Source organism: Antribacter sp. NEAU-D49, assembly GCF_057158775.1.
The window spans coordinates 14,770-26,522 of sequence record NZ_JBXTSN010000006.1; the positions used below are offsets into that span (position 1 = coordinate 14,770).

An 11,753-nucleotide genomic window follows, 5' to 3' on the forward strand; every position below is an offset into this window, starting at 1 on the left:
CGGTGGGAGAGCAGCCGATCCCCGCCGCGGGTGCGGTGGCGCCGGTCGAGAGTGCGGCCGCCGAGATGGCGCCGGTCGAGACCGTGCCGGTCGAGAGCGCGGCCGCCGAGACCCAGCCGGAGGAGTCGCCCCAGGTGGCGGCGAAGGCCACCGGCGAGGTGCCCGTGCAGGTGGCAGCGGAGACGTCGCGCCCCGAGCCGGCGCCACGGCCGCGGCGCGGGTCGATCGTCGACACGATCGCCCGCCGCCCGTCCCGCCGCCTCGCCGTGCCCTTCCAGGGCCGCATCGTCGACATCGTCACCGACGAGGTCGACCTCGGCACCGCGGGCGTGGTGCGCCGGGAGTACGTGTCGCACCCCGGCGCGGTCGCCGTCGTGGCGCTCGACGACCAGGACCGCGTCCTCCTCGTGCGTCAGTACCGCCACCCCGTCGGCGCCGTCCTGTGGGAGCTGCCCGCCGGCCTCCTGGATGTCGACGGCGAGGAGCCGCACGTCGCGGCGGCGCGCGAGCTGGCCGAGGAGGCCGACGTCGTCGGCGCCACCTGGCACGTCCTCGCCGACCTCCTGCCCACTCCCGGCGGCAGCAACGAGGCGCTCCGCGTGTACCTGGCCCGCGACCTGGCCCCCGTGCCCGACGACGAGCGTCACGTGCGCGAGGCCGAGGAGGCCGAGATGGTCGTGGTCCCCGTGCCGCTGGAGGAGGCCGTGCAGCTCGCGCTCGCCGGCAAGCTGCACAACGCCGCCGCGGTGACCGGCATCCTCGCCGCAGCCATCGGCCAGGCATCGTCGTGGACGACGCTCCGGCCGGTCGACGCCCACTGGGGCTTCCGGCGCCGGTGACGTCCCCGCGCCGCTGTCCTCGCCGGACAGCGGCGTGGCCCGGGAGCGAGCGTGGGCGGCAGGCGCTACGGTGTGGCCCGCAGACAAACTCCCGGAAATGGGGCAGACGTGGCGGACGACAACGACCGGACGACGGAACGGATCGAGCGGCCACGGGTCGCGGGCCAGCCGCGCGGCCGCGCGGAGGCCGAGGCGGTCCAGGAGGCCAGGTCGGGCGACCGCTTCCGCTGGCGCACGCTGCTCACGGCGCTGGTCGGGACGGTCGCCGGCCTGCTGCTCGTGATCGCCGTCGGGCTGGGGGTGCTGTGGGCCTTCCGGGACCAGATCACCACGGCGCTCAACCCGTTCGCCACCGAGACGATCGACCGCTCGACGCCGCCGGTGCTGCTCAGCATCAAGGACCTGGCGCGCTTCGTCGCCGCGGAGGGCAACTACGAGGTGGTGGTGGACCTCGAGGAGGACACCCGCTTCGTGCCCGACTGGCTCGCCGGTGAGCGCACGCTGTTCATCGCGCACGGGTCGGTCGACGCGTACGTCGACTTCCGGGAGCTCACCGAGGACGACATCACGGTCTCCGAGGACGGCACCGCCGTCGAGCTGGTGCTGCCGCGTCCGGAGCTGGCGGAGCCGCGCCTCGACCTGGAGCGGAGCCGGGCCATCTCGCAGGAGCGCGGCCTCATCAACCGCCTGAACGACTTCTTCGCCGGCGACGACGACTCCCGCCAGCAGGTGCTCGCCAAGGCCGAGGAGATGCTCGGCGAGGCCGCCGGCTCCAGCGACCTGGAGGAGCGGGCCGAGGAGAACACGCGCAAGACGCTCGTGGGGATGCTGACGTCGCTCGGGTTCGAGACGGTCACCGTGACCTACGAGGGTGACGGGATCGCCCCGGGCGACTGACGCCGCCGTCTGGCGGGGCGCCGAAACCGGGTGAACTCGCGCGGATCACCGGCGTGCCGAGGCACCGGAGGCGGTCGCGTCATTTCGGTGCTATGCAGTTCCGCTAGTCTTCGCGCGTGACAGATTCCGACGTGCTCCCCAACGTGTCCTCCCTGCCCGCGTGGCTCGTCCCGTCCGTCTATCTGAACTGGACGGACGACTGGCTGCGCGAGTCCGTGGCGATCGCCACCCGTAGCCCCGAGCACCGCCTGCCGGGCGGGCCCGACGGCCCGCAGCGTGGTGACGTCGTCGTCACCGTCGTGGGCGCCGAGCCCGGCATCGTCGCCGCGGTCGAGCTCATGGGCACCTCGAAGGGTGAGGACTGGGTCTCGGACGAGCTGTTCGGCCCCGACCGCCCGGTCATCTGGGACGACCTCTTCACCGGTGCCACCGCCTACTCCCGATCGTCCGGCTGGCTGCCGCAGGAGCACGCGCGCCTCGTGCTCGACGGCATCGCGCACCAGTTCAAGCACGGCTCCACCGGCACGCTCGAGGCCGGCGAGTGCGAGACCGGCCCGCTGTCGCCCAACCTGCACGCGCTGCGCCTGCTGTCGCACCGCCAGATCGCGGGCTGGGACCTGCGTCGCGAGGAGCGCTGCGCCACGTGCGAGCGGTTCGTCGACGTCTCCACCCTCATGGCGCACGACGACGGCGCCGTGCGCGCCGCGCTCGAGGGCGTCACCGAGCGTTCGCTCCAGCAGCTGATCAGCGACACGTACCTGATCTGCGCACCCTGCCACGAGCTGCTCCACCCGCACTCGGTCGCCTCGCAGCGCGCCCGGATGCGTCCGCAGTGCCCCGCCTGCGGCGCCCGCGGCAACACCAAGCGCATCGTCTGGGGCATGAAGATGGGCGACGTGCCCATGGAGCCCGAGGTCGTCTACGGGGGCTTCGACGTACCCGTGCCGACGCCCGAGTGGTACTGCCCCGAGTGTCACGCGAACTTCGCCACGGGGGCCGTCGCCTCGCGTGCGCTGGGTGACCGTCCGGCCGACGTCGTCGCCGACGTCTGGCAGCCGGAGATCTGACCTCCCCCTCCCGCTGTGGGTATGGCTGTGGCGTGAATTCCGCACGGAGTTCACGCCACAGCCATACCCACAGCGGTCTCTGCGCGGTCAGGTCCCCAGGCGGTCCAGCTCCGTCAGCGCCGCGCCGAGCGCGTCGATCGACCCGGCCGTGATCGGGTCCAGCACGAGCTGGACCTCGTCGATCCCCGCCGCCGCGTAACCGGCGAGACCCGCCGCGATCTCCGCCGGCGAGCCGGTGAGCGCGGGCACCTCCATGGCGGGGTCGACGTCGCCCATGACCCGGCCGGTGCCGCCCGGCAGCCGCACGAGCACGGCGACGGTGCGCGCCACGTCACTTGGCGCGCGTCCGGCGGCGACGACGGCGTCGTCCACGACGGCCCGGAGCGGCGCCACACCCTCCGGCACGTTCCCCGTGTCCGAGTACCAGGCGTTCCAGGCGTCGGCCGTCGGCGCGGTGATCCGGAGCATGCGGGGGCCCGTCGAGCCCACGAGGACGGGCGGGCCGCCCGGCGTCGGGCCCAGGGGGACCAGCTCGCACTCGCGGGCCTGGTAGAACTGCCCGTCGAAGTCGATCGCCCCGTCGCGCAGGAGGGTCGTCACGATCGTGTACGCCTCCTCGAACCGGGCCACGCGGCGGTCGAACGGCAGCCCGTACGCCCGGAACTCCACCTCGTTCCAGCCGGCGCCCAGGCCGAGCACGAAGCGGCCGCCGCTGATCTCGTCGAGCGTCGCGGCCTCCTTGGCGAGCACCGCCGGGTTCCGGTAGGCCGTGCAGGCCACGAGCGGGCCGAGCGTGACCCGGGTGGTGACGGCGGCGAGGGCCGCGAGCTGGCTCCAGGCCTCCCAGGGGCCCCGCGTGGAGCCGTCGGCGAACCGGTAGAGCAGGTGGTCGCCCACCCACAGGGAGTCGAGGCCGACGTCCTCGGCGCGCCGGGCAAGGTCGAGCACCTCGGCCCAGCGCACATGGCGCTCCACCTCGGGGAGCTGGACGCCGACGCGCAGCGGGCGGCCGGGGGAGGCGGGCAGGCGGTGATAGCGGGAGGTCATGCACCGATCTTGGCACCGGGGTGCGCGAGGATATGACCGACGCCCGACCGAGCGGCAGGAGCAGCGTGGAGCTCACGGCAACAGTGGTGGGAGGCGGCCTCGCCGGCCTCGCCTCGGCGATCTCGCTCGCCCAGGCGGGCTGGCGCACGACGGTCCTCGAGCGCTCGCCCGACCTGGGGGAGGTGGGCGCGGGCGTCGCGATGTCGCGCAACGCCGAGGCCGCGTTCCGCACTCTGGGGTTCGGGGACGACGACGTCGCGCGGCTGGGCCCGGCGACCTGGGCCGGCGGCACCTGGGACCTGCACGGTGGCGAGATCCTGCGGATCCCGGGGACACCTGAGGTGCGGCGGGCGGTCGGGGTGCGGGGGGTGCACCGCCGTCGGCTGCACGGGGCGTTGCTCGAGGCCGCGCTCGCGACGGGCGTGGAGCTCGTGACCAGCGCCCGGGTGACGCACGTGGAGACGGGCGCCCCGGGCGGCGCCCCGGCGGTGGTGGGTGCGGGCTCCGAGCGGTGGGAGTCCGACCTGGTGGTGGGGGCCGACGGCGTCCGCAGCGCCGTCCGGGCCGCCGTGTTCCCCGCGAGCCGCCCGGTGTACAGCGGCTACTCGAGCTGGCGGGCGGTCGTGCCCCAGGCCGCTCCCGACGAGTTCCTGCGGCAGGTCTGGGGGCCGCACGCCGAGTTCGGCGTGATGCCCCTGGGCGAGGCCGAGACGTACTGGTACGGCTACGTGCGGCTCTCCGAGCGAACGGTGCTCGACGACGAGCTCGCCGCTGCCCGCGAACGCTTCGCCGGATGGGCTCCGCCGGTCCGCGACCTCGTGGACGCCACGCCCGCTTCCGCCGTGATGCGTCACGACGTGCACTATCTGCCCGGCGGGCTGCCCCGGTACGTCGTCGGGCGGCTGGTCATGGTGGGCGACGCCGCGCACGCGACCCTGCCCACCATGGGGCAGGGGGCGGCGACGGCGCTCGAGGACGGGGTGAGTGTGGGGCGGCTGGTGGGCGCGCGCGTGCGGGCGGGCGAAGACCTGTCCGCTGCGCTGACCGCGTTCGACGCGGCGCGTCGGCCCCGCTGCCGGGCCATCGGGCGGGCGTCGCTGCAGTCCGGCCGGTTCGGGTCGCACCTGGGGCCCCGGTGGCAGGGTGCGCGCAACGCGCTGATGCGGCTGACGCCGCCGTCGCTGCTGATCCGGGGCGCGGACGCGGTGATGGGCTGGACGCCGCCGGACTGATGCCGGCGGCGTCCGGCCGGCTTACTCGGCGGCGGGTTCGGCCTTGGCCTTGGCCGCGGGTTCGGCTGCGGCGGGTTCGGCCTCGGCGGGTTCAGCCTTGGCCTTGGGCTCGTCGGCATCGGCATCGACGTCGGCCGGCGCGGGCTCGGCGGCCTCCGCCTGAGCGGCCCGGCGGCGATGTACCAGGAACAGGGTCAGCCCGAGCAGGACCACCACGCCGGAGGCCACCACGTTGGCGGGCAGGCCGAGGTAGCGGTCGCTGGTGGGGTCGATGCGGAGCAGCTCGAGCCAGGCGCGGCCCAGGCCGTACCAGACGAGGTAGAGGGCGAACAGACGGCCGTGCCGCAGGTCGAACCGGCGGTCCAGGGCGATCAGGAGCGCGGCCCCCACGAGGTTCCACAGCATCTCGTACAGGAACAGCGGATGGAACAGTGTCCCTTCGGGCGTGCCCGCGGGGTACATGCCGGCCGCCGGGTCGATCTGCAGACCCCAGGGGAGCGTCGTCGGGTTCCCGAAGAGCTCGTGGTTCCAGTAGTTGCCCATGCGGCCGATCGCCTGCGCCACGAGCATGCCGGGAGCGAGCGCGTCCGCGAAGGTCCAGAACCCGATCCCGGTCTGGCGGCAGCCGATCCACGCGCCGACGGCGCCGCCGATCAGGGACCCGTACAGCGCGTTGCCGCCGTCCCAGATCCGTACGACGTCGAACAGGTCGGCGCCCGGGTAGAAGTAGTCGCCGGTGTGGGTGAGCACGTGGTAGATCCGCGCGCCCACGATGCCGAGGGGCACCGCCCAGAGGACGACGTCCATGACGGCGCCCTCGGGCGCGCCACGGCGGGTGAGGCGCCGGTCGGTGATGACGGTGGCCGCTGCGATGCCCGCGAGGAGCCAGAGCGCGTAGATGTGGATCGTCAGGGGGCCGAGATGGATGGCGTTCCAGTCCAGCGGAGGGCTGGGGATCGCGGTGGAGAGCACGGCGGATGCCTCTCGTGAGGTCGCGGGTCGCGGTCGCGCGCCGACCGCCGTCGACACCCTAGACCGCCGGGCAAGGTACTGCGGAACAGTCTGACCCATGCGGTGCAGATCTGCACAGGCGATGCAGATCTGCACCACCCGGTCTACGCTGGTTCCATGGACCTGGCAGAGCGTGTGTCCGCACTACGCCGCATCAACCGGTTGAGCGCCCGTGAGCTTGCGGCGCTCGCAGGCGTGGCCCCCACCACGATCAACCGGATCGAGGCCGGGAAGGTCAGCCCGTCGTTCGACCTCGCTCAGACCATCCTCATGGTCCTCGGGGAGCCTGTCTCGGTGGGCGCCACAGCCGACCGCGCCGCGATCGCCGCCGCCCGCGCCGCCGTGGACCCGGAGTCGGGCATGGTGGTGACGCGCGCGGCCGAGGCGTGGCTCGACCGGTGGGCGAGGCTGGGCCTGGTCACCGAGGACTACACGGTTGCGCCCGGTCGCGAGGCGGACCTGTTGTTCCGGGCGTCCACGGTGGCCCGCCTCGCCCGGCGGGAGGGTGCGGTCGACTGCCTTCCCACCACGGACTGGCGGTCCGTAGCGCGCCGGATGGCCGACGGGGAGGTCGAGTATGCCCTCACCGGGGACGCCGCCGCGAACCTCTACCTGGACAGCGCCGCGGAGCAGTGGCCGGTCTTCTACGTGGAGGACCTGGACATCGCGATCGACGTGACAGAGCTCGAGCCGCGCCGCAGTGGCACGTACGGGAACCGGATCACGCTCATTCCGTTCGACGGCGTGTGCGAGGTGGGCCGCATCGAGCTCGACGGGGTGACGGTGGCGGACGAGAACCAGGTGGTCATCGACTGCTACGGGGGGACAGGGCGCATGGCGGAGCAAGCAGACGCACTGATGAGCGGGGAGACGCTGTGATCGGGGGCGACGTGACTGCGCGGGAGCCGGTCGGCGATGTCGAATGGAGCCGCCGGGCCATCATCAGCGTGGTCACGCTGCTCGAGGAGCACGCTCCCTCGCTGACGCTTGTCGGTGGACATGCCGTTGCGCTGCGCACTGCCGACCTCGACGTGTCGCCTGGGCCGACGGGCGACGGTGACCTCGGTGTCACGCCCAGCCTTGTGCCCGCGTCCCCCAGCCTCGACGCACTGCTCACCGGAGCGGGCTTCAAGCACCGGATCGCGTCACGACCGGGGCTCTGGGGCCGCACGTCGTACGTGGACCGGAACGGCCGGTGGCAGTATCGGGAAAAGATCGACCTGCTGACGGGCAAGGCCATCTCCGGCGCGGTCGGCAAGGCCCGACGCGGTGTACCGCTCCTACGCGAGGATCACGGTGCCCTGAGTGTCGCTAACGCGCCGGGCCTCGAGCTGTCCGCCTTCGACCGCAGTGCGATGAGGGTCCACGACCTCGCAGACCCGGGATTGACGGTGGATCTCCAGGTGGCGGGCGTGCCTGCGCTGCTCTGCGCCAAGTCGTACAAGATCGGTGAACGGCTCGGGGGGCCTCGCGACCACACGGTTCGTGACAAGGACTACGGCGACCTCTGGTGTCTCATGGCTTCGATGAAGCCGGAAGCCGCAGCGGGTGTCTTCGACGAGTACTCCGAGCACGACGAGATCGGAGCGAGCGTGCGGCTCGGCATGCAGTACCTGACGGGGCTCATCCACGACCAGGTGACAGTCCTGCGGCTCGTCCGGTACTACGAGGACGTCGCCGACCCCGCCCGCATCACCGCGGTTCTCGGCCGGTGGAGGTCGGTCTTCGGCTGACCGTCAGCGCGTACGCGTCGTCAGCACCACGCGCGTGGTGCCCGCGATGAGCAGCGCCGCGCCCAGCATGTGCAGGGCCACGAGCAGGATCGGCAGCCCCGTGAAGTACTGCACGTAGCCGATCGCACCCTGGAGCAGAGTGATCCCGAGCAGCACCCACGCGGAGCGCCGTACCGGCGCGAGGTCGAGGCCCGGGCCGGCCGCGGCCCGCGGCCGCACCGCCACGAGAAGCGCGACCAGCGCCACCAGGAACGCCCACACGGAGGCGGCGTGCCACTTCGACATCAGGGCCGGGTCCACCGTGAAGCGGTAGCCCACCTCCGCGTCGCCCGAGTGCGGACCCGCGCCGGTGGTGATCACGCCGAGGACCACAACGACGACGGTCAGGCCCGCGAGCGCCCATGCGAGGGCCCGCACCCGCGGCCCGACCAGCGGCACCGCGGCGCCATCGCCCTCGGGCCAGCGGTGCACCAGGTAGAGCGAGATGGCCACGAGCAGGCCCGACAGGATGAAGTGCAGCGACACCAGGCCCGGGTGCAGGTCCAGGTGCACGAGGATCCCGCCGAGCAGCGCCTGCACCGCGACGAGGACGAGGGGCACGAACCCGAGCCGGCGGAACGCCAGCGACCGGCCCGGTGCCGTCCAGAGCAGCACCGCGACCGCCAGGGCGAAGAACGAGACCACTCCGGTCAGCGTCCGGTTCCCGAACTCGATGTACTGGTGGTAGCTCGTCTCGGGGTGGATCACGGCGGTGAACTGCCCGGGCTCGCAGTACGGCCACGTGGAGCAGCCCAGCCCCGACTCGGTGAGGCGTACCGCGCCGCCGGTCACGATGATGCCGATCTGCGCCACCAGGTTGGCGATCAGGGCCGCCGGGGTCCAGCGCCGGAGGGGCGCGAGGCGGTCGGTGGTGGGTCCGGCAAGGGCGGCGCTCGCAGTCACGCCCTCCACGGTAGTGCCCGACGCCGGTCGCTCGCCCCGGGCGAGCACCTCACCAGGTGTGATTCTCGCCCGGGTAGCAGCCCTCCGAACACGGGGTGGCCGTGCGGCCCGCGCCCGGGTCAGTGCCAGCGGAACAGCTTGCCCGCACCCCAGCCGAGGGCGGCCGTCCAGCCCAGCAGCACCACGACGGAGAACGGTGGCACCGCGCCGTCGAGCAGCGCCCCGCGCATTGCCTCGCCGAGCGCCCCCGACGGGAGCAGCACCGCGAGGTGCGCGAGCGGCGCCGCCAGGTCTCCGGCGGGCAGGAGCACGCCGCCACCGACGAGCAGCAGCACGAGCAGGAGGTTGGCCACCGCGAGCACGCCCTCGGCTCGCAGCGTTCCCGCCAGCAGCAGGGCGAGGGCGGTGAACGCCGCCGTGCCGAGGAGCGTCACGCCCACGACGGCCGGGAGCCCGGCGAGCGCCGGCCGCCACCCGAGGGCGAGCGCCACGCCGGCGATGACCACGACCTGCACCACCTCGACGGCGAGGACCCCCAGCACCTTGCCGGCGAGGAGGCCGCTGCGGCCGAGCGGGGTGGTGGCGAGGAGGCGCAGCACGCCGTTGCGCCGGTCGAACGCCGTGGCGATCGCCTGGGACGTGAACGCCGTGGACATCACGGCGAGCGCCAGCACGCCGGGGGTCACGAAGTCGACGCGCGACCAGCCCTGCGTGTCCAGGTCGAGGAACGACGTGCGGACCAGCCCCACCAGCACGAGCACCGGCAGCACGATCGTGACGAGCAGCTGCTCGCCGTTGCGGAGGATCGCGCGGGTCTCGAACGAGGCCTGGGCGGTGACGCGCCGCCAGGCGGGCGCGGCGAGGTCCGACGCCGGGGCCTCGCCCGGGTGCACCGTCCCGGGCTGCGTGGTGGTCATCGCAGGTGCCTTCCGGTGAGGTCGAGGAACACGTCCTCCAGGGTGCGGCCGGTGCCCCGGCCGGTGGTCAGCGACCGGGCGAGGACCCCCTGGTCGGCGAGCCACGCGGCGACGGTTGCCACGGCACGCGGGTCGACGGGGCCGGTGACCGTGTACGTACCGTCCGCCCCGGCGACCACCGCCCAGGGTGAGGTGGTCGCGGAGGCCGCGCGACAGCCGTCGGGCAGCGTGCTTCGCGGTGGGGCCGTGCCGCCTGGGAGGCCATGACCGGCAGGGAGGCTCGGACCAGTTGGGAGGCTCGCGAGCGCCTTGACCAGTGGCTCCGTCTCCAGTCCGGGCGTGGCCTCGACGCGGACCGTCGCGGGGGCGTCGCCGGCGGACGGCCCGTCGGCGAGGAGGTCGGCGACCGAGCCGGACGCGATGACGCGGCCGTGGTCCACGACGTGGACCAGGTCGGCGAGGTCCTGCGCCTCGTCCATGAGGTGGGTGGTGAGGACGATGGTGACGCCGTCGGACCGGAGCTCGCGCACGAGGTCCCAGACCGCGCGGCGGCTCTGCGGGTCCATGCCGGCGCTGGGCTCGTCGAGGAACACGACCTCCGGGCGCCCCACCACGGCTGCCGCGAGGGCGAGGCGCTGGCTCTGGCCGCCGGACAGGCGGCGCACGGTGGTGCGGGCGAACGAGTCGAGACCGAGGCGCGCCGACAGCTCGGCGACGTCGCGCGGACGGGCGTACATGGCGGCGACGTGCCGCAGCATCTCGAGGGCGCGCACGCCGGTGGGCAGGCCGCCGTCCTGCAGCATGACGCCCACGCGGGGCCGGAGGCGGCGGGCGTCGGCGACAGGGTCGAGGCCCAGCACGCGGACCGAACCGGCGTCGGGGGTGCGCAGGCCCTCGCAGCACTCGACGGTGGTGGTCTTGCCGGCGCCGTTGGGGCCGAGCACCGCGGTCACCGCGCCCGGACGAGCCACGAGGTCGAGGTGGTCGACGACGGCCCGGCCGTCGTAGCGCTTGACGAGGCCGCGCACCTCGAGCGCGGGGGAGGCAGGCACCGTGCCATCGTAGGCGCGAGGGCGCGCCCGCCCTGGTGGGCCGCCGCCCGGACGGGTGTGATCTTGTGCAGATCGGGCCTGTGTGAGGCTCGCCTTCCTTGCGCATCGGGAATTAGGGAACAAGGATGTTCCTTAAACCGACGGAGTCCTGGTGCGTACTGCTGCCCGGGTCTCGTCCAGGACCCGGCGCACGCCGGCAGGCACGAGGGGAGGACCGATGGCGACCACGACCGAGACCACGACGGCGCTCGCGCCTGCCGCCTCGCCGACCCTCGCTGCCCACACGCTCGTGCACCCCACCGAGACCGACGGCACCACCCGCCGCCGCGTGCTGCAGCTCGTCGCGAGCGACGGCCCGGTCAGCGCCGCCGACCTGGCGCACGAGCTGGGGCTCACCGCCCCGGCCGTCCGCCGTCACCTGGGCCTCCTCGAGGAGGAGGGCAAGATCTCCGTCCACGAGTCCCACGCGGGCGGCCCTGCCCGCCGCGGACGCCCCGCCCGCCGGTACGTCGTGACGTCCGGCGGCCAGTCGGAGCTGTCGGGCGGCTACCAGGAGATCGCCGGCCAGGTGCTGCGGTTCCTGCGCGACAACGCGGGTCCTGACGCGGTCGCGGCCTTCGCGGCCGAGCGGTACGACGCGGTGGTGCGGCGCTACGAGCCGCGACTGACCGCGACGGACCCGGCGGGCCGGGCCGAGCAGCTCGCCGGCCTGCTGTCCGCCGACGGCTACGCGGCCTCCGTCCGGCCCCTGCCGGCGCCCGTCACCCGTGCCGGAGTGGTACCCGGCGTCCAGCTGTGCCAGGGGCACTGCCCCGTGCAGCACGTCGCGGAGGAGTTCACCGAGCTGTGCGAGGCGGAGGCCCAGGCCTTCTCCCGGCTGCTCGGCTCCCACGTGCAGCGGCTGGCAACCATCGCGGGCGGCGCGCACGCCTGCACCACGAACATCCCGGTCCGGCCCCCGGCCGGGCACCTGCCTACCACCACCGAAGGAACGAGATGACTGCAGAGACCCAGGC

At 73.8% G+C, this 11,753-nt stretch carries 12 protein-coding genes; 7 read left to right on the plus strand and 5 right to left on the minus strand.

Features of this window, described 5'->3' with window-relative positions; all coding sequences use genetic code 11:
* Nucleotides 1-2: 2 nt before the first annotated feature.
* The 3 genes from AC060K_RS06800 to AC060K_RS06810 all read left to right on the plus strand — a co-directional run bounded on the left by AC060K_RS06800 (nucleotide 3) and on the right by AC060K_RS06810 (nucleotide 2,803).
* The gene (locus AC060K_RS06800) at nucleotides 3-839 is read left to right on the plus strand and encodes an NUDIX domain-containing protein (protein WP_483764668.1); all 837 of its coding nucleotides are present in this window, start codon (nucleotides 3-5) and stop codon (nucleotides 837-839) included.
* A gap of 108 nt (nucleotides 840-947) precedes the next feature.
* Nucleotides 948-1,736 (plus strand): DUF4230 domain-containing protein, encoded by a 789-nt coding sequence (locus AC060K_RS06805; RefSeq protein ID WP_483764669.1) that lies wholly within the window; start codon nucleotides 948-950, stop codon nucleotides 1,734-1,736.
* Between the two features lie 116 nt (nucleotides 1,737-1,852).
* The gene (locus tag AC060K_RS06810) at nucleotides 1,853-2,803 is read left to right on the plus strand and encodes a hypothetical protein (RefSeq protein ID WP_483764670.1); all 951 of its coding nucleotides are present in this window, start codon (nucleotides 1,853-1,855) and stop codon (nucleotides 2,801-2,803) included.
* A gap of 87 nt (nucleotides 2,804-2,890) precedes the next feature.
* On the opposite strand, the gene AC060K_RS06815 is transcribed toward AC060K_RS06810, so the two are convergent.
* Nucleotides 2,891-3,850: an LLM class flavin-dependent oxidoreductase gene (locus AC060K_RS06815; RefSeq protein WP_483764671.1), complete on the minus strand. Its 960-nt coding sequence runs from the start codon at nucleotides 3,848-3,850 to the stop codon at nucleotides 2,891-2,893.
* Between the two features lie 65 nt (nucleotides 3,851-3,915).
* Here AC060K_RS06815 and AC060K_RS06820 point away from each other — a divergent pair, with 65 nt between their 5' ends.
* Nucleotides 3,916-5,082, plus strand: coding sequence for an FAD-dependent oxidoreductase (locus AC060K_RS06820; protein ID WP_483764672.1), 1,167 nt, complete (start codon nucleotides 3,916-3,918; stop codon nucleotides 5,080-5,082).
* A gap of 21 nt (nucleotides 5,083-5,103) precedes the next feature.
* Here the strand turns inward: AC060K_RS06820 and lgt are convergent, their stop codons facing one another.
* Entirely contained in the window at nucleotides 5,104-6,054 is a 951-nt protein-coding gene (lgt, locus tag AC060K_RS06825; protein WP_483764673.1) for a prolipoprotein diacylglyceryl transferase, read from the minus strand.
* A gap of 156 nt (nucleotides 6,055-6,210) precedes the next feature.
* On the opposite strand from lgt, the gene AC060K_RS06830 reads away from it, so the two are divergent.
* Together AC060K_RS06830 and AC060K_RS06835 are read left to right on the plus strand one after the other, a co-directional pair.
* Nucleotides 6,211-6,972: a helix-turn-helix transcriptional regulator gene (locus tag AC060K_RS06830; protein WP_483764674.1), complete on the plus strand. Its 762-nt coding sequence runs from the start codon at nucleotides 6,211-6,213 to the stop codon at nucleotides 6,970-6,972.
* Between the two features lie 11 nt (nucleotides 6,973-6,983).
* Entirely contained in the window at nucleotides 6,984-7,826 is an 843-nt protein-coding gene (locus tag AC060K_RS06835; protein WP_483764675.1) for a hypothetical protein, read from the plus strand.
* Between the two features lie 3 nt (nucleotides 7,827-7,829).
* Here the strand turns inward: AC060K_RS06835 and AC060K_RS06840 are convergent, their stop codons facing one another.
* The 3 genes from AC060K_RS06840 to AC060K_RS06850 form a co-directional block, all read right to left on the minus strand.
* The gene (locus tag AC060K_RS06840) at nucleotides 7,830-8,768 is read right to left on the minus strand and encodes a COX15/CtaA family protein (protein ID WP_483764676.1); all 939 of its coding nucleotides are present in this window, start codon (nucleotides 8,766-8,768) and stop codon (nucleotides 7,830-7,832) included.
* 119 nt (nucleotides 8,769-8,887) lie between these two features.
* Nucleotides 8,888-9,685 (minus strand): ABC transporter permease, encoded by a 798-nt coding sequence (locus AC060K_RS06845; RefSeq protein WP_483764677.1) that lies wholly within the window; start codon nucleotides 9,683-9,685, stop codon nucleotides 8,888-8,890.
* Entirely contained in the window at nucleotides 9,682-10,737 is a 1,056-nt protein-coding gene (locus AC060K_RS06850; protein ID WP_483764678.1) for an ABC transporter ATP-binding protein, read from the minus strand. Before AC060K_RS06850 ends, AC060K_RS06845 begins: the two co-directional genes overlap by 4 nt.
* Nucleotides 10,738-10,954: 217 nt before the next feature.
* On the opposite strand from AC060K_RS06850, the gene AC060K_RS06855 reads away from it, so the two are divergent.
* Entirely contained in the window at nucleotides 10,955-11,737 is a 783-nt protein-coding gene (locus AC060K_RS06855) for a helix-turn-helix transcriptional regulator (RefSeq protein WP_483764679.1), read from the plus strand.
* Nucleotides 11,738-11,753: the final 16 nt, after the last annotated feature.